This window comes from Sphingomonas sp. 77B, assembly GCF_056497825.1.
In genome coordinates this window covers 2,281,773-2,299,711 of record NZ_JBWMBY010000001.1, presented here as the reverse complement: position 1 = coordinate 2,299,711, position 17,939 = coordinate 2,281,773, and the positions used below count along the sequence as shown (strand labels likewise).

The 17,939-nt window shown below is 68.2% G+C and carries 15 protein-coding genes; 11 read left to right on the top strand and 4 right to left on the bottom strand.

What is annotated here, in order from left to right:
* Window positions 1-118 precede the first annotated feature (118 nt).
* The 5 genes from AC1GI4_RS10835 to AC1GI4_RS10815 all read left to right on the top strand — a co-directional run bounded on the left by AC1GI4_RS10835 (window position 119) and on the right by AC1GI4_RS10815 (window position 5,888).
* Window positions 119-1,495 carry a glycosyl transferase family protein gene (locus AC1GI4_RS10835; protein ID WP_479629501.1) on the top strand — a complete coding sequence of 459 codons (1,377 nt, stop codon included), beginning with the start codon at window positions 119-121 and terminating at the stop codon, window positions 1,493-1,495.
* Window positions 1,492-2,457 (top strand): hypothetical protein, encoded by a 966-nt coding sequence (locus tag AC1GI4_RS10830; RefSeq protein WP_479629500.1) that lies wholly within the window; start codon window positions 1,492-1,494, stop codon window positions 2,455-2,457. Before AC1GI4_RS10835 ends, AC1GI4_RS10830 begins: the two co-directional genes overlap by 4 nt.
* Before the next feature lie 45 nt (window positions 2,458-2,502).
* Window positions 2,503-3,417 (top strand): sulfite exporter TauE/SafE family protein, encoded by a 915-nt coding sequence (locus AC1GI4_RS10825; protein ID WP_219018432.1) that lies wholly within the window; start codon window positions 2,503-2,505, stop codon window positions 3,415-3,417.
* 53 nt (window positions 3,418-3,470) lie between these two features.
* Window positions 3,471-4,190, top strand: coding sequence for a TIGR02186 family protein (locus tag AC1GI4_RS10820; RefSeq protein WP_294274609.1), 720 nt, complete (start codon window positions 3,471-3,473; stop codon window positions 4,188-4,190).
* Between the two features lie 69 nt (window positions 4,191-4,259).
* Complete coding sequence (locus AC1GI4_RS10815) at window positions 4,260-5,888, top strand: ATP-binding protein (protein ID WP_479629499.1); 1,629 nt, start codon at window positions 4,260-4,262, stop codon at window positions 5,886-5,888.
* Window positions 5,889-6,028: 140 nt separating this feature from the next.
* Here the strand turns inward: AC1GI4_RS10815 and AC1GI4_RS10810 are convergent, their stop codons facing one another.
* Window positions 6,029-7,498 carry a M23 family metallopeptidase gene (locus tag AC1GI4_RS10810; protein ID WP_479629498.1) on the bottom strand — a complete coding sequence of 490 codons (1,470 nt, stop codon included), beginning with the start codon at window positions 7,496-7,498 and terminating at the stop codon, window positions 6,029-6,031.
* Between the two features lie 221 nt (window positions 7,499-7,719).
* Between AC1GI4_RS10810 and AC1GI4_RS10805 the strand changes: the two genes are divergently transcribed.
* From AC1GI4_RS10805 to AC1GI4_RS10780, 6 genes are all read left to right on the top strand, one after another.
* A complete protein-coding gene (locus AC1GI4_RS10805; RefSeq protein WP_479629497.1) occupies window positions 7,720-10,212 on the top strand; it encodes a helicase-related protein in 2,493 nt (830 codons plus the stop codon).
* A 220-nt stretch (window positions 10,213-10,432) separates the two neighbouring features.
* Complete coding sequence (locus AC1GI4_RS10800) at window positions 10,433-10,753, top strand: S4 domain-containing protein (RefSeq protein ID WP_479629496.1); 321 nt, start codon at window positions 10,433-10,435, stop codon at window positions 10,751-10,753.
* A gap of 29 nt (window positions 10,754-10,782) precedes the next feature.
* Window positions 10,783-11,124, top strand: a complete 342-nt coding sequence (gene fdxA / locus AC1GI4_RS10795; protein WP_125959090.1) for a ferredoxin FdxA — start codon at window positions 10,783-10,785, stop codon at window positions 11,122-11,124.
* Window positions 11,125-11,540: 416 nt separating this feature from the next.
* Window positions 11,541-12,074 (top strand): CarD family transcriptional regulator, encoded by a 534-nt coding sequence (locus tag AC1GI4_RS10790; RefSeq protein ID WP_042486954.1) that lies wholly within the window; start codon window positions 11,541-11,543, stop codon window positions 12,072-12,074.
* 118 nt (window positions 12,075-12,192) lie between these two features.
* Window positions 12,193-12,942, top strand: coding sequence for a head GIN domain-containing protein (locus AC1GI4_RS10785; RefSeq protein WP_479629495.1), 750 nt, complete (start codon window positions 12,193-12,195; stop codon window positions 12,940-12,942).
* A 46-nt stretch (window positions 12,943-12,988) separates the two neighbouring features.
* Window positions 12,989-13,666, top strand: a complete 678-nt coding sequence (locus AC1GI4_RS10780; protein WP_479629494.1) for a GIN domain-containing protein — start codon at window positions 12,989-12,991, stop codon at window positions 13,664-13,666.
* Here AC1GI4_RS10780 and AC1GI4_RS10775 read toward each other — a convergent pair.
* The 3 genes from AC1GI4_RS10775 to AC1GI4_RS10765 form a co-directional block, all read right to left on the bottom strand.
* Window positions 13,629-14,606 carry an alpha/beta fold hydrolase gene (locus tag AC1GI4_RS10775; RefSeq protein ID WP_479629493.1) on the bottom strand — a complete coding sequence of 326 codons (978 nt, stop codon included), beginning with the start codon at window positions 14,604-14,606 and terminating at the stop codon, window positions 13,629-13,631. The two genes, AC1GI4_RS10780 and AC1GI4_RS10775, sit on opposite strands and share 38 nt — an antisense overlap.
* A 373-nt stretch (window positions 14,607-14,979) precedes the next feature.
* A complete protein-coding gene (locus AC1GI4_RS10770; RefSeq protein WP_479629492.1) occupies window positions 14,980-16,329 on the bottom strand; it encodes a family 43 glycosylhydrolase in 1,350 nt (449 codons plus the stop codon).
* Entirely contained in the window at window positions 16,329-17,894 is a 1,566-nt protein-coding gene (locus AC1GI4_RS10765) for an alpha-N-arabinofuranosidase (RefSeq protein ID WP_479629491.1), read from the bottom strand. The genes AC1GI4_RS10770 and AC1GI4_RS10765 overlap by 1 nt, the downstream gene beginning before the upstream one ends.
* Between the last annotated feature and the right edge of the window lie 45 nt (window positions 17,895-17,939).

The window sequence follows — 17,939 nt, the reverse complement described above, 5'->3', positions numbered from 1 at the left end:
GATATGGTCGAAACCGATCCGTGGCGCGGGCGCGATCGTGCCAAAAAGGGCAATCGCCGCCGTTGAAACCGCCATTTTGGACAGGCAAGCTGCCCCCCGGCAAAGGGGAGATTGCCGAATGGGCGGGATCATCGGGGGGATCGATATCGCCGCACGCGAGCTGTTGCTGTTCGCGGGTGCGGGATTGCTGATCGGCGGGCTGGACGACCTGCTGGTCGACCTTCTCTATCTGGCGCGGCGTGTGAAAGCCGGTCGCAAGGGGCAAATTCGCCTTGACCAGCTGCCCGTCCCAGGGACGCCGGGACGCATGATCGTCTTCATCCCCGCCTGGGACGAGGCGGAGGTGATCGGCGCGATGCTGTCGACCGCGCTGGGGCGGTTCGAGCATGACGATTATCGCCTCTATGTCGGCCTGTATCCCAATGATCCGGCCAGCATCGCCGCAGCGGCCGATGTCGCGGAGATCGATGATCGCGTGCGGCTGGTCATCGGCGGCCGGGCGGGGCCGACGACCAAGGCGGATTGCCTCAACAATTTGTGGCACGCTCTGGCGCGCGATCAGGCGGTGGAAGGCTTTTCGGCCAAGGCGATCGTCCTGCACGATTCGGAAGATGTCGTGCATCCCGCCGAGCTGACCGTCTTCAACACGCTGATCGAAGGGCGCGCGGTCGTGCAGCTGCCCGTGCTGCCGCTGGTGGTGCCGGGATCGCGGCTGGTGTCGGGTCACTATGCGGACGAGTTTGCCGAAAGCCATAGGAAACAACTGGTTGTGCGGACCTGGATCGGCGCGGGCATGCCGCTGGCGGGCACCGGCTGTGCGATCGCGCCCGCCATGCTGGCCGAGATTGCCGAGCGGCGCGGCGGCGATCCGTTCGATGCGACCAGCCTGACCGAGGATTACGAGCTGGGCCTGCGCATCGCCGAACTGGGCGGCGAGGGGCTGTTCGCGCGCGTGACCGACCAGGCGGGTGGGATTGTCGCGGTGCGCGCCTTCTTCCCCGCCGATCTGGTGTCGGCGGTTCGGCAAAAGGCGCGGTGGATGACGGGAATCGCGCTGATCGGCTGGGACCGCACCGGCTGGGCCAGGCCGCTGGCGCTGGGCGATCACTGGTGGCGGCTGCGCGACCGGCGCGGGCCGCTCGCCATGCTGGTGCTGGCGGCGGCCTATCTGGGGCTGTTCGCCGATGCCGCGGCGATCGTGCTGCACGAGGCCGAGGGGGTGGCGATGCCCCCGCTCGATCCGGGTCTGTGCCTGTTGTTCACCGTCAATGCCCTGCTGCTCTGGTGGCGATTGAGCGTGCGGATGGTGTTTACCGGGCGGACATACGGCGCGCGGGAAGCCTTGTGGTCGCTGCCGCGCTTCATCGTCGGCAATTTCGTGGCGCTCGCCGCCGCACCGCGCGCGATGATGCGCTATCTGCTCGTCCTGCGCGGGCGGCCGGTGGTGTGGGACAAGACACGCCATGTCTTCCCGGACGTCTCGGTCCAGCCGTGAGCGGACGCCCGCTCCGCTTTCTGGGCGCGACGCTGGCGCTGTGGACGATGGGCCGGGTCGCCTTCCTGTTGCCGTCCCAGCCGGGGTTGGACGTAGCAAGCGTCGCCCCGATGGCGATGGCGGAGCCCCGGACGCTAGCCTTGACGCCCGCTCGCCCATCGCCGGTGCGGATGGCTCCGTTCCATCGACGCCCGGCATTATGGCCATCCAGCGCCATCGTCCCGCCCGTGGCGGTCGCTGCCGCCATGGCAGTTCCGGCGGTTCAGGTGGCGATCCCCGAAGCGGGCATGCCGTCTCTGTTGCCCCTCCCGATCATTCCGACCTCACCACCCCTGCCCGCCCCGCCCGATCGGTGGAGTGCCAGCCTGTGGGCGGTGGCCCGGCAGGGCGGGGGTGCGCTGCTCCCCGGCGGTCAGCTGGGCGGAACGCAGGCGGGCGTGCGAATCCTTCGCCGACTCGACCGGCACGGCGATCTGTCGGCGGGTCTTCGTCTGTCCGCGCCATCGCAAGGACCGGGGCGCGAAATGGCGGTGGGGCTCGACTGGCAGCCCGCCCGCCGCCTCCCCGTCCGGTTGATCGTCGAACAGCGGATCGCGCTCGATGCCGGGTCGGGTGGAACGGCGCTGCTCGCCGTGGCGGGCTATGGCCCACGCAATCTTGCGCCGGGTGTGACCGTCACCGCCTATGCCCAGGGCGGCATGGTGGCGCGCGGGACGGTCGAGCCCTTCGCGGACGGCGCGGCGCGGGTCAGCACATCGCTGACACCCGCGATCGACCTCGGCCTGGGCATTTGGGGCGGGGCGCAGCGGGATGCGCAGCGGCTGGATGTCGGCCCGACCCTGGGCATCGCCCTGCCTGTCGGTGATCGCCGGGTTCGCTTGTCGCTCGACTGGCGCCAGCGGGTGGCGGGGCGTGCCGCACCCGATTCCGGCCCCGCCCTCACCCTCGCGGGCGATTTCTGACGCTTCGACACTGTTCGGAAAGGCGCGTGCGTCTATAACGCGGGCGTGGACCTGTATCTTCCGATCGCCAACCTGTCGGTCAACGCGCTCGTCATCATCGCGCTGGGGGCGGGTGTGGGCCTGTTGTCGGGGATGTTCGGGGTCGGCGGCGGGTTCCTGACCACGCCGCTGCTCATCGTCTATGGCATTCCGCCGACCGTCGCCGCCGCCTCCGCGGCCAGCCAGGTGACGGGTGCGAGCGTCTCGGGCGTCTCGGCGCACTGGCGGCGCGGCGGGGTGGACGTGAAGATGGGCGGCGTGCTGGTCGCGGGCGGCGTGGTGGGCTCGTTCGCGGGTGCGTGGATCTTCCGTCTGCTCCAGGCGAGCGGACAGATCGATACGGTCATCGCCATCGTCTATGTGCTGATGCTGGGGTGGATCGGGTCGGTCATGGCGCGCGAAGCGGCCAGCGCGATCCTGGCGCAACGGCGCGGTCGCCCGCAAAAGGCGGCACGGCGGCGGCATCATCCGCTGGTTGCGGCACTGCCCTTCCGCACCCGCTTCTACGCCTCGGGCCTGTATATCTCGCCGCTCGCCCCGCTGATGCTGGGCTTCTTCACCGGCATCCTGACCATCCTGCTGGGCGTGGGCGGCGGATTCATCCTGGTGCCCGCGATGATCTACATCCTGGGCATGGCGACCAACGTCGTGCTCGGCACCTCGCTGTTCCAGACATTGTTCGTCACTGCCGCCGCGACCATGGTCCATGCGACGACGACCAAGGCGGTCGATATCGTGCTGGCCGGGCTGCTGCTGATCGGATCGGTGACGGGGGCGCAGGTCGGCGCCAAGCTCGCCACCAATGCCAAGCCCGAATACCTTCGCCTGGCGCTGGCGGTCATCGTGCTGCTGGTCGGCCTGCGCATCCTGTTGGGGCTGGTGTGGCGGCCCGAGGAAATCTTCACGGTGCAGCCCCTGTGACGCGCCAAGTGAAGCGCGCCGCCATCATTCTGGCGCTGTTCTCGCCGTTGTTGATGGCACAGGCCAAGCCGGTGCTGGTCCCCGACGTGTCGCAGCGCGATATCCAGATCGCCTACAGCTTCACCGGCGCCGAACTGCTGTTGTTCGGCGCGATCCTCTATCCCGGCGGCCGCCCGCCCCAGGACGACAAGGCGACCGACATCGTCGTCGTGGTCAAGGGGCCGACCCAGTCGATCCTGATCCGCGAGAAGGAGAAGATTGCAGGCCTCTGGGTCAATGCCGGGCGGCTGCGCTACCAGTCGGCGCCGTCCTTCTACGCCATCGCCTCGTCCCGGCCGATCGAACGGATCGTCGACGACCGCACGCGCGCCATTTACGAGCTGGGTCTCGACAGCCTGCAACTCTCCCCCGCCTCCGCCGCGCCCGCGAACGTCCAGGCGCGCTTCCAGCAGGGGCTGGTCGACCAGCGCCGCCGCAGCGGCCTGTATGTCGAGGCGCCACGCGCGGTCGAGATCACCGACGACGTGCTCTACCGCGCGCGCGTCACCATTCCGGCGCGCGTGCCGGTCGGGCGCTTCACCGCCGAGACCTTCCTGATCCGTGACGGCCGCGTGCTGGCGGCCGCCGTGCGCGACATCGACATCCGAAAATCGGGGTTCGAGCGCTTCGTCGCCCGCGCCGCCGACCGCGCCGCCATCCCCTATGGCCTGACCGCCGTCGCGCTTTCGATCCTGCTCGGCTGGACCGCCGGATGGATCGCGCGCCGGGTTTAAGAATCGGAAAATCTTAAGGTTATCGCCCTAGCGTCCGGTCCACTCCCTTACCCAATGACGGCGCGCTCCATGTCCTCGCTACCGGACCTTTCCCCCATCGACACGCCGGTCATCGGCTGGCTGCTCGCCATTGCCGGATCGTCGGGGCGGATCGTGCTGGACCGCCAGGCGCTGGCCGCGTTGGCGGAGGCGGACGATCCCGTGCTGGCGGCGGCGGGACAGGTCGCGATGCCGGTCAAGATCAAGCGCGGCGACCGCTGGATCATCGGCACCATCCGCTCGCTGGCGCTCGACCCGGCCAGCGACGCCGCCGCGCTGACGACCGAGATCGACCTGATGGGCGAAGGCATGCGCGGGGCCGAAACGGGTGAGCTTTACGGCTTTCGGCGCGGCGTCACCTCCTATCCCATGCCCGGCGCGACGATCCATGCGATCACCAATGCCGAGCTGGCGGGCATCCATCTCAACCGTGCGCAGGCGACGGTGACGATCGGCACCGTCCACCCGGCGCGCACGGTGCCCGCGACGCTGGCGGTCGATGCTTTGCTGGGGCGGCACTTCGCGATCCTGGGGTCGACCGGCACCGGCAAGTCCACCGCCACCGCGATGATCCTGCACCGCATCTGCGAACGCGCGCCGCTGGGCCATATCGTCATGATCGATCCGCATGGCGAATATGCCCATGCCTTTCGCGATACCGGCACCATCCACGACGTCGGCAATCTGCGGATGCCCTATTGGCTGATGAATTTCGCCGAACATTGCGAAATCCTGCTCTCCGCCAGCGGCGAGCAGCGCCAGAACGACATGGACGTGCTCGCCAAATGCCTGCTCGCCGCCCGGATGCGCAACCGCGCCGCCGCCGAGCTGCCGCGTGTCACCGTCGACACGCCGACCCCCTATCTTCTGTCCGACCTGAGCGCGCAGCTGGCCCAGGAGATGAGCAAGCTCGACCGGGTCGGCGACCTCGCGCCCTATCAACGGATCAAGTCCCGGATCGAGGAGATCAAGGGCGATCCCCGCTATGCCTTCATGTTCTCCGGCATGCTGGTCGCGGACACGATGACCGATTTCCTGGCGCGCATCCTGCGGATGCCGGGTGACGGGCGGCCGATCTCGATCATCGACGTATCGGGCGTGCCGTCCGAGGTGACGAGCGCCGTCGTCGCGGTGCTGGCGCGGATGATCTTCGACCATGCCATCTGGACCCATCCCGCCGAGCGACGCCCCGTGCTGATGGTCTGCGAGGAGGCGCACCGTTATATCCCTGCACAGGCCGAACAGGATTCGGCGGTGGGCGGCATCCTGTCGCGCATCGCCAAGGAAGGGCGCAAATATGGCGTCTCGCTGGGCCTCGTCACCCAGCGCCCGTCCGACCTGGCCGAGGGCGTATTGTCGCAATGCGGCACGATCATCGCCATGCGGCTGAACAACGAACGCGATCAGGCCATGGTGCGATCGGCGATGCCCGAAGGCGGGCGCGGGCTGCTCGACACCATCTCGGCGCTGCGCAACCGCGAGGCGATATTGTGCGGCGAGGGCGTGAGCTTTCCGATGCGCGCGAGCTTCGACAACCTGCCCGAGGAAAAACGGCCCGCGTCGAGCGACATGACGATCACCGCGCTCTGGGCGAACCCGTCGGGCGGCAACCGGGTGCTGGCCGAAACGGTCGGCCGTTGGCGCGCGGCGGGAAAGTAACGCCTTCCGGCCCTAACTCCCCAACCTCCGTTCGCACTGAGCGAAGTCGAAGTGCACGTACCGCCCTTGGCCAGGTCATCCCTTGACCTTTGACTTCGCTCAGGCTGAACGGAGGTTGGGGCAGAGGAGCGTGAGGCGTATTACCGCCCCGGCTTGACCGCCAGCAGTGCCTGCACCTCGCGCCGGAAGGTCCGCAGCTTTGCGCCCGACAACACCGCCATGCTCGCCAGCTTGAGCGTGCGCGGGTTTACCACCGCGCCGTTCTTCCACACTTCCCAATGCAGATGCGGCCCGGTCGACATGCCGGTGGAGCCGACATAACCGATCACCTGCCCCTGTTTCACATGCGCGCCCGAGCGGACGGCGAAGCGGCTCATGTGACCATAACCGCTGGCGATCCCGCCGGAATGCGCGAGCTTGACGAAATTGCCATATCCGCCCGACCGGCCCGCGAACTTGACCACCCCGTCCATCATCGCATGGATCGGCGTGCCATAGGGCGCACCGATATCGGTGCCCTTGTGCATCCGCATGAACCCCAGGATCGGGTGGACCCGCTTGCCATAGGACGAGGTCACGCGCCCGGCGACCGGCATCCCCATCGCGCCGCGCTTCTCGCTCTGACCGTTGACGTCATACCACTCGCCGTCGTCGTCGCCCGCCAGCCGCGCCAGCTGCACCTTGCGACCGCCATGGTCGAGCCCGGCGAGCAGCAGCTGGCCGAGCCGGGTCTCGCCAGTCGCGGCCCGCTCGCGCTCGATGATGAGGTCGAAACTGTCCGAACGCTTCACATCGCGGCCGACCGACATGCGCGACGCCAGCGCCTTGATATAGGCCTCGACCACCTTGGCGGGGGCACCCGCCGCGCGAACCGATCGGTACAGGCTCGATCCCGCCAGCCCTTGCAGGCGCAGCGGCGTCCGGTCGATCGCGATCGGCGCCTGCGTCATCTCGAAGCCTTGCGGCGTGCGGGTCAGCGTGACCGCCAGGTCGAAGCGCGCGCGCAGCTTCATCGTCTCCAGCGGTCGTGCGACCGACCGGCTCGGCCGCCGCCCCAGGGTCAGCGCGATACGGGTGCCCGACGGGATCGCCTCGCCCTCCGTGACGGGCTCGATCAGCGCGGCGGCGGCGCGCGCCTGCTCCTTGGAAACGCCTGCGCGTTGCAGCACGCGGTCGAGCCGGTCGCCCGAGCCGATGGTGGCGGACAATTCCATCATCGGCCGCTCGGGCGCCTCGGCCAGATGCATGACCATTTCGTTGGCGGCCAGACGCTGCCCGCTGTCGGCACCCCGCGCCAGGGGGGCGATGGCCTGTGCCCGCTCATGGCTCCGCGCCTCGCCGGTAAGCGGGACGGGGGCCTGGCCGACAATCGGACGATGAAAGCCCGGCGCCATCGCGATGGTCGCGGCACACAGCGCCGAACAGGTCGTCAGCCCCCGCCACCAGCTGCGGCTGCCGATCTGCGTGCCCAGGTCGGGCACCCAATCGATCTCGCGGGCGGCGATACGCCACCGGGCAAGGCGTCCCATGGGCAGCGGAGCCATGCGACCGATCGGACGCGTGGCGGTTCCGCCGGACAGGATCAGGGCTTCGTCGGTGGCAAGAAACATGAGTGGAATGCGTGTCCGTGAAATCGTCGAGCCGCGTCGCCGATTCCCCCCGGCGCACTGGATTTTGCGGTGTCGGTTGGTCTGGGCAAAGTCAAAGCCGCTGCGCCCCGCCGCCCCGATGCTGCGGCAAGACGTGGCCGAACCGGGCCAAATGTCGATGTTCGTCGGCGATCTTGCTCCATGCCGTTGCAACCGCGCCCGCGAAGCCCGATGTAGGGTCTATGACAAGCCGCGTATCGGGCGCCGTGACGGCCGTTCTCGGGCCGACCAACACCGGCAAGACGCACCTCGCGATCGAGCGGATGTGCGCGCATAGCAGCGGCATCATCGGCTTCCCCCTCCGCCTGCTCGCCCGCGAGGTCTATGACCGGGTCGTGGCGCTGAAGGGGCCAAACCAGGTCGCGCTGGTGACGGGCGAGGAAAAGATCGTGCCGCCCGACGCGCGCTGGTTCCTGTGCACCGCCGAGTCCATGCCCGACCGCGACGTCGCCTTCGTCGCGCTGGACGAGGCGCAGCTCGGTGCCGATCTGGAGCGCGGTCATGTCTTTACCGATCGGTTGCTGCACCGGCGCGGCCGCGACGAGACGATGATCCTGGGGTCCGAGGCGCTCAAGCCCATGATCCGGGCGCTGGTACCGGATGCCGAGATCATCGCCCGGCCCCGTTTCTCCACCCTGACCTATGCAGGCGCGAAGAAGATCAGCCGCTTGCCCAAACGCTCCGCCATCGTCGCCTTCTCGGCGGAGGAGGTCTATGCGGTGGCCGAAATGCTGCGCCGTCTGCGCGGCGGCGCGGCGGTGGTGATGGGCGCGCTGTCCCCGCGCACCCGCAATGCGCAGGTCGAGATGTTCCAGGCGGGCGAGGTCGACTATCTGGTCGCCACCGATGCGATCGGCATGGGCCTGAACATGGACGTGGCGCATGTCGCCTTTGCGGGCCTCCACAAGTTCGACGGGCGTCGCCGCCGCCGCTTGACCGTCGCCGAGATGGCGCAGATCGCCGGGCGCGCCGGGCGACACCACCGTGACGGGACCTTCGGCGCGCTGGCCGAGGAAGGACCGGACTCGTTCCTGCCCGAAGAAGTTCTGGCGATCGAGGAGCATCGCTTCCCCCGGCTCGACCATCTCTATTGGCGCGAGGGCGATCCCGACCTGTCGAGCATCGACGCGCTGATCGCCAGCCTGGAGCGCAAGCCCGCCCCAGGCGTGCTGCGTGCGGCCCCGCTTGCCACCGATCTGCAGGTGCTCAAGCGGCTGGCCGACGAACCCTGGGTCCGCGACCGGGTGCGGCGGCCCGCCATGGTCGCGCGGCTCTGGGCGGCGTGCGGCATTCCCGATTTCCGGAAAGTGGGCATCGACCCCCATGCCCGCTTCGTCTCGCGGGTGTTCGGCCATCTGTCCGAAGGGCTGGGCCATGTGCCGCACCAGTGGTTCGCCGACGAGATCGCGCGGCTCGACAATATGGCGGGCGATGTCGAGACGTTGGCGGGCCGTCTCTCCGCGATCCGCAGCTGGGCCTATATCGCCCAGCGCGCCGACTGGCTGGCCGATCCCCGCCACTGGGCCGAGCGCACCCGCGAGATCGAGGAGCGGCTGTCCGACGGCCTGCATGCCAGCCTGACCCAGCGTTTCGTCGACAAGCGCACCACCGCGCTGATCCGCCGCATCGGTGCCGATGCTGGCGCCCTGCCCGTCACCATCGGGCCGGAGGGCGAGGTGCTGGTCGAGGACCACCCGATCGGGCGGCTGGAGGGATTCCGCTTCACTGTCGAGGCCGGGGCGCGGGCCAATGACAAGCGCCTGCTGCTGGCGGCGGCGGAAAAGCGGCTGGGCACCGAGCGTTCGCGCCGCGCCGAGGGACTGATCGCCGCCGCGCATGACGCCTTTGCGCTGGTCGAGGACCGACTGGTCTGGGACGGGCATGGCGTGGCCAGGCTGGTCGCGGGTCCGTCGCTGGGGCGGCCGGTGCTGCGGCTGGAACGCGATCTCGACTGCCTGGCACCGATCCAGCGCGAGCAGGTGAAGGCGCGGCTGGAGGGCTGGTTGGCGCGGTCGCTCGACCGGCAGGTGCCCGCGCTCGTCCGGCTGGCGGGGCTGGCGCGCGAGGCCAAGGCGTCCCCGGCGATCCGCGCCGTCGCCGCGGCGCTGGAGGATGCGGGCGGCATCGCACCGCGCCAGCCGCTTCGCCTGATGATCGACGCACTGTCGCCCGAGGAGCGGCGACGCCTGCGCGGGCTGGGCATCACCATCGGCACGCTCGATGTCTTCGATCCACGGCTGCTCAAGCCCGGCGCCGCGACGTGGCGGCGTACGCTGATGACGCTCTGGGGCCAGACGCTCGACCTCGCCCGGCCGGGTGCCACCATCCTGCGCCGCGACGAGCCCGGTCGCGGTGTCGCCTCGGGCTATCGACCGTTGGGCGAGCAGGCGGTGCGCATCGATCTGGTCGAACGCATCGCCCGCGCCGCGCATGACGCGCGCGAGGGGCGCGGGCCGTTTACCCCCGACGCCTCGCTCGCCACCTCGATCGGGCTGGAGGCGGCGACCCTCGACCGGCTGATGGGCGATCTGGGCTTTCGCCGATTGCGAGGCGCAGAGGGAGAACCCCATCGCTGGATCTGGCGCGGCCGTCCCCCCGCCCGCCCCGCCCCGCGGGTCACGGCCAGCCCCGGCAACGCCTTCGCCGCGCTCGCCGACTGGGGACGGACGCCTTGATGCCATTCCTCCATTCCTCCCCATCTCCGATGGGGAGGGGGACCGCCGCGAAGCGGTGGTGGAGGGGCAATGCCCCACGGGTCGCGTCAGGCCACGAAGTTGCTCGCCAAGCCCCTGCCCCTCCACCATCCTGTGGATGGTCCCCCTCCCCAAGCATGGCTTGGGGAGGAATGGAGTTACGCCCGTCTTCCATTACCCACCGAAAGGACCGTCCCCTCTCATGACCACCCGCGCCCCCGCCCCTGAGTCGATGCGGCTCGACCGTTTCCTCTGGTGGGCGCGGATCGCCAAGTCGCGGGAGCGGGCGCAGGCGATGGCGTGCGACGGACATTTTCGCATGGACGGCCGCGCGATCGACCGCGCCCATGCGCCGGTGCGGGTCGGCAGCATCCTGACCTTTGCCCATCATGGCGACGTCCGCGTGCTGCGGGTGGAATCGCTGCCCGTCCGGCGCGGTCCGCCCGCCGAGGGGCGTGCCTGTTACTGCGATCTGGTCACTTCCCCGACTTCAAGCGTTGACGGATCGCCACACGCGGCATAGCAGCACGCGTTCGTACCTTGGGAGTTGTCATGACCTACGTCGTCACCGATGCCTGCATTCGCTGCAAGTATATGGACTGTGTCGAGGTGTGTCCCGTGGACTGCTTCTATGAGGGCGAGAACATGCTCGTCATCAACCCGTCCGAGTGCATCGACTGCGGCGTGTGCGAGCCGGAATGCCCGGCCGAGGCGATCCTGCCCGACACCGAAAGCGGGCTGGAACAGTGGCTGGAGCTGAACAACACCTTCTCCGCCCAGTGGCCCAACGTCACCCGTAAGCTGGACCAGACGCCGCCCGACGCCGACGCGATGAAGGGCGTCGAGAACAAGTACGAACAATTCTTCAGCCCGGAGCCCGGCAAGGGCGACTGACCGGGGCGCGCCCGGCAAGGGCGACTGACCGGGACGCGCCCGGCAAGGGCGACTGATCTCGACCATTCCTCCCCTGTAAGGGGAGGGGGACCAGCGAAGCTGGTGGAGGGGTGTCGCCCCTCTCGATAGCGGGATACCCCTCCGTCGCGCTACGCGCGCCACCTCCCCTTGCAGGGGAGGAAAGAGGGAATAGCGATGCGTGGGCCATCCTGGCGCCCGAAGGTTCCGCTACCCTGCACAGATGCTGGTAATTTTGTTGCGACCATGCTATATGGTTCCGCGACGGGCATAGCTGTTTTCGCGACCGCCCGCCTTTGATGTGTTCGACCCTTCCTTCCCGAGGCCGATGAGAACAGTGGACCCATTTCCGCTCGTCCGGCGCTCGCGCGAAGGCCTTTGACCCGGAAAGGCCCCCAATGGCTGCCAAGGCGCTCCACTTCGACGTCGGTGACTATGTCGTGTACCCCAAGCATGGCGTGGGCCGCGTTATCGAGCTGCAAAAGCAGGAAATCGCAGGGATGCAGCTCGAACTCTATGTGCTGCGGTTCGAAAAGGAGCGCATGACGCTCCGCGTTCCCACCAACAAGGCCGAGTCGGTCGGCATGCGCAAGCTGTCCTCGGACAAGACCATGCGCGAGGCGATGGAAACGCTGAAGGGCAAGCCCAAGGTCAAGCGTACCATGTGGTCGCGCCGCGCCCAGGAATATGAAGCCAAGATCAATTCGGGTGACCTGGTGTCGATCGCCGAAGTGGTCCGCGACCTGTTCCGTGCCGACGACCAGCCCGAGCAGAGCTATTCCGAACGGCAGATCTTCGAGGCCGCTACCAGCCGCCTCGCCCGCGAACTCGCCGCAATGGAAGAGGTGGACGAGCCGCGCGCCCAGGAAAAGATCCTGGAAATCCTGCGCGCTGCCGCCGCCATCTACAATAAGGAAAAGCCCGCCGCCTGACCTGCGGTCGGTCTTTGCCGATACGAACAAGGGGCGGTCCCATCCGGGGCCGCCCCTTTTCATTTGCGTGATGTCTTCGCGCATGTGTATTATACTATCAATACACAGGAGGTCGCTCATGCCCAAGTCCGTCACGCTTCCCACGCTCCTCGGCCTGATCGTGCTCGCCCTACCCACCGCCGCCTGCTCGTTCGAGAGCGAAGCCAGGGGGCAGGACATCGCGGCCCAGGGATCGGGCAACGCGCGCAGCTATGCGACGCGTGGCTTTACCGCCGTGTCCAGCGACGGCAGTGATCCGGTCGATATCCGGGTCGGCGGCGATTTTGCGATAAGGGCGGAGGGTCCGGCGGCCGATCTCGACCAGCTGCGCATCGCACGCGATGGCGATACGCTACGGATCGGCATGAAGAAGGGCGTGCACTGGGGCAGTCGCCGCAATGTCCGTGTCCTGGTCACGCTGCCGCGCCTGAGCGAGGCGGGCGTGGCCGGATCGGGCAGCATGCGCATCGACCGGGTCGAGGGCAACAGCTTCAAGGGCGGGATCGCCGGGTCGGGCAATCTGACGATCGGTGCGATGCGGGTCGGGCAGGCCGAGCTGGGCGTGGCTGGCTCCGGCTCGGTGAATGCCAGCGGCGCGGTCGACACGTTGAAGATCGGGATTGCCGGGTCGGGCAATGTGCTAGCGAACGGCCTCCATGCCAAACGCGCCGATGTCGGCATCGCCGGATCGGGCCGTGTCGCGGTTCAGGTCGATGGCCCGGCCAAGGTCTCGCTGAGCGGATCGGGCGATGCCGATCTGGGGCCGAATTCGGTCTGCACGGTGCGCAAGGCAGGCTCGGGCAAGGCACGGTGCGGTCGTATCCAGTAACGCAGGTCGCTTGCGACGCCGACGGGGCGGTGCGAGGATGACGGCAATGCCGATCCGCACCGCTTTCGCCGTCCTCTTGTCCCTGCTGGTGGCCGTATCCGCTTCGGCCGCCGAGCGCCGTGTCGATCTGAGCAGTTTCGACACGTTGCGGGTCGAGGGGCCGTTCCGCGTTACCCTCACCACCGCGCCATCGCCACGCGCGATGCTGTCCGGCGATGACAAGGCCCTGCGCGGGGTCGAGGCGCAGGTGATGGGCAGTACGCTGGTCGTGCGGCGCGCGGGCGGTGGAGACAATGCCCCGGTGACCCTGACCATCGCCGCACCGCCGCTGTCCGGCGTCACGGTCATCGGCGGCGCGCAGGTGACGGTGCAGGCGCTGAAGGGCAGCGCGCTCGCCATATCGGTGACGGGCACCAGCGAGGTTCGGGTCGGTTGGGTCGATGGCGATCGGCTGGCCGCGACGCTGCTCGGCCCCGCCAGGCTCAGCATCGATGGCGGCCGGGTCGGTAAGGCGCGACTGGCCGCCATCGGCCCCGCCGCCATCGCCGCCGATGGGGTGGAGGCGGGCGACCTGACCGTCACGCTCGACGGCCCCGGCGAGATCGCCGCGCGGGCACGCTATACGGCGGCGGTCGCCAATGGCGGGCTGGGCAAGGTGACGGTGGCGGGCACGCCCAAATGCCGGGTCACGGGTGGCGGGTCGGTGCGCTGCGGGATGAAGTAACGGCCACGCGCCGGTCGAGAAACGCGGTGATCGCGGCAAAGGCGTTGGCGCGGATCGGATCGGCCTCCCGCAGAATCTCATGCGCGCAGCCGCGACCAAAGGCGACCAGCTCGCCCTGCGGCAAGCGGTGCGCCACCCGCGCCGCCGCGCGGGCATCGACCAGCCGATCGGCGAGCGCGACCAGCATCAGCACCGGCGTCTCGATCCGCGACAGCGCCGGATTGTCGCGAAGCGCCGCCGTCGCGCGAAAGGCCTCCGCCACCCAATGCCAGCTGGGCGAACCCAGGCACAGTTCGGGCTGCGCCTCTCGAAAGGCCTGCTGGTCCGCAAAGCGGGTCAGGTCGTGGGTCAGCCGTTTCTGCCGCGCGGTCGCGGCGCCTGGCGTCTCCAGCCGTCGCCAGGCGGGGCGCATCGGATCGCTCCGGCCGACCTGCCAACGGGCGAACCGCGCACCCGCCCATTGTCCGACCGGCGAGCGCAGCGCCAGCATCGGCGCGACCAGCACCGCCGCATCGGGTGCGATCCCGCCCGAGGCCAGCGCCGACAGGGTCGCGAACCCGCCCATCGAATGGCCCAGCACGACATGCGGCCCCTCACCCGGCCGCACCCATTCGGTGTAAAAGGCGGCCAGATCCTCGCCCAGCTGGTCGAGCCGGTCGATATGGCCGGTGCCGTCCGGCGTCAGTCGCCCCGACCCGCCCTGCCCGCGCCAGTCGAAGGCCGTGACATCCCAGCCCAGCGCCCGGAACTGGTCGATCGCATCGCCATATTTCTCGATCATGTCGGCGCGGCCGGTCTGAAACAGCAACCGCCCCCGCCGCGCCGTACCCGGCTCGCGCGCGCGGTCGTAGCGGCGGTGGACCCAGCCATCGGGGGCCGTCCAGCGCGAGAGGAAGGGCGTGAGGGGGCCTTCGATCGGGTTCGATGCGTGTGTCGCCATGCCGTTCCTCGCCGTCCCTCATGACCGCCGGGGGCGCCATGCGGGTCTGTCCTAGCACGCCCTATGTTACGGTTGTTGTGGTGTTTGGGGAACGCTCTGCCCTTGGCCTTCGACTCCGCTCAGGCTGAACGATGGAGGGGAAACATACAGGCACGCCCCTCCCGCAGGCGGGAGGGGATGGGGGAGGGAACACGGCGGGTTTCCGTCTCCTCACGGCCATTATTTGATTCCGTTGGGTGGTGTCAGGCTTCGAACGCAGCGCAGGAGACCCAAGCCCTCCCCCGGCCCCTCCCGCTTGCGGGAGGGGAGAGGTGTGGGACGGGAGGGCATGGCCCAGGAAAAGCCCCCTCCCATCTGCGGGAGGTGCTTCAGGTCAGAAGATCGACCATTCCAGGATCGCGGGCTCCTTCGCCGCCACCGTCATCCGCAGGAAACGCGCCTTGCCCGGATGGCGCAACGTGATCGGCGAGCCGCTCACCCCCTTCTCCGCCGCCACCTCGCGCCAGCTCTTGCCATCCTGCGATGCCTCGATCCGCAGATCCTGTGGCTGGATCACGAAGGCCGGGCGGATCAAGCTTTCGCGCACCTCCCGCACCGCGCCCAGATCGGCGGTCAGCACCGGCGGCTGACCCGCCCCGGGTCGCCATGCGGTCGCATAATTATCGTCCGCCGCCAGCGCATCCGCCCCCCTGCCCGTCCAGTGCAGCCCGCGCTTGCGATGCGCGGCAAAGGCCGGGATCATCGGATCGTGGCTGGGATGAACCTTGTCCAGCGTCCCATCGGCGCGCACCGTCAGCGGATCAACCGATACCTGTCGCAACACCCGCTCGGCGCCCATCACGAAGGGCAAGGCCTGGCGGTGATAGAGGATGTAGGACCGCCCCTTGTCGGCGAAGACCGCGTGGTGGCCGGGGCTGATGATCTGCTTGGCCGCATCGGTTTCGAGCACGGGACTGTTCGCCGCTTCGGTAAACGGACCCATCGGCGAGGTGCCGACCGCATAGCGGACCTTGTAGGTGTCCTTGGTCGTGTTGCCGTCGCTGTACATCAGCAGATAGCGCCCCTTTTCCTTCACCATGAAGGGGCCTTCGAAATAATTGGCCGGGGTCACGTCCCTGGGTTCGCCGTCGAAATGAACCATGTCGGGCTTCAGCTTCACGACGAAGCAATGTCCGTTGACCCAGTTCAGTCCCGATCCCCAATAGAGATAGGCCTGGCCGTCGGTGTCGACGAACGCCTCGGCGTCGATCATGTGATATTTCGGCGCGAAATCGCGCGCGATCAGCGGCTTGCCGCCATTGGCATCGGCCCAGGGCCCCGCCGGTGACGGCGCGGAGCCGACCCACACCTCGCTGCCGACCGAGACATACATATACCAGCGGCCGTTCGCCGCCTTGACCACCGAGGGCGCCCAGACCTTGGCATCGCCCGAGGTCGGGCTGGTCGCCGCCTGCTTGGTCGGCCAGGCGGGCTGCGAGAAGGTCCAGTCGCGGCCATTGTCCGAGGTCCACAGGCCCAGGCGGTCATCGCCCCACGGATCGATCGTGGCGAAGATATACCAACGCCCCCCATCGCGCACGATGGAGGGGTCGGCGAAATAGCCCGGAAGCAGGGGGTTGCCCGCCCCCGGACTGTTCCACGAAACATCGCGCCGGGGCGCAGCGGACCCCGCCGCCCCGGTAAGAAGGACGGCGGCGAGCAGCGCTCCGGCGCGGGCCTTCATCAGCGCAGGTCCAGCATGACGACCGACTTGGCTGGGATCTGCACGGTCAGCATGCCACCCGACAGCGTCGCACCGTTGAACGGCTGCGGCGCGACCTGGTTGGGCGAGTCGAAGCTGTTGTGCGCATCCATCGTCGCGCCGGTCAGGATACGGCCCGACACCTGGCCCGCGGTCACGCCGTCCAGCTTCACGCTCACGGTCGCGGGCTGGTTGGGATCGACATTGGTCAGGCCAACATGGACCACGCCCGCCTTGTCGCGCACCGCCGAGGCGCTGACCGCCTTCATCACCCACTGGTTCTTGTTGTACCAGCGTGACTGGACATCGACCGGCAGGACGGTGGCGTCCTGATAGTCCTTGTACAGGTCGAACACCCAATAAGTCGGGGTCTTCACCATGCGTGCGCCATCGGTGAGCATCATCGCCTGGAGCACATTGACCATCTGCGCGATATTGGCGCCGCGCACGCGGTCGGCGTGGCGGGCGAAGATGTCGAGGTTCAGGCTCGTCACCATCGCGTCACGCAGGCTGTTCTGCTGGTACAGGAAGCCCGGATTGGTGCCGGGTTCGACATCATACCAGGTGCCCCATTCGTCGACGAGCAGCGCGACCCGCTTGTTCGGGTCATACTTGTCCATGATCGCCGAGTGGCGGGTCAGCAGTTCGTCCATCTTCAGCGTCTTGGACAGGGTGCGCGCCCAGCTTTCCTCGTCGAAGCCGGTGGCCGCGCCCTTCTTATCCCAGTTGCCCGGAATGGTGTAGTAATGGACGCCGATGCCGTCGAACGCGCCGCCCGCGTCGCGCATCATCACCTCGGTCCAGTTGTAATCGTCGCTGTTCGCGCCGCTGGCGATCTTCATCAGCTTTTCGCCCGCCGGGACCTTCAGGAAGGTCGAGTAGCGGCGCGTCACGTCGGCAGCATATTCGGGACGCATATTGCCGCCGCAGCCCCACAGCTCGTTGCCGATGCCGAACATGGCCAGCTTCCAGGGCTTGTCGCGACCGTTCTTGCGGCGCTCCTCGGCGTAGGTCGATTTGGACGGGAAGGTCATATATTCGACCCACTCGGCCATTTCGGACGGCGCGGCCGAGCCGACATTGCCCGAGACATAGGCCTCGGCACCGACCAGCTCGCTGTAATTCATGAATTCATGCGTGCCGAAGCTGTTGTCCTCGGTCACACCGCCCCAGTTGGTGTTGACCTTGGTCAGGCGCTTGGCCTGCGGGCCGACGCCTTCGCGCCAGTGATATTCATCGGCATAGCAGCCGCCCGGCCAGCGGATCACCGGCACCCGGATCGCCTTCAGCGCGTCGAGCACGTCGCGGCGATAGCCGTTGATGTTGGGGATCTTGCTGCCCTTGCCGACCCAGATGCCGCCATAGATGCCGGTGCCCAGATGCTCCGCGAACTGGCCGAACAGGCGGCGGTTATAGACCGGACCTGCCCGGTCGGCATGCACCTCGACCGTGTCGGCGGTGTTGGCGGGTGCGGTTTGTGCCGTCGCGGTGCCCGCGAACAAGGTGGCGACCGCCGCCGCGAACAGGAATTTCGTTGCCCTTTTCATGGATTCTCCTCTGCCTGATGTGGCATGATGGCTTATTGTCCGAGT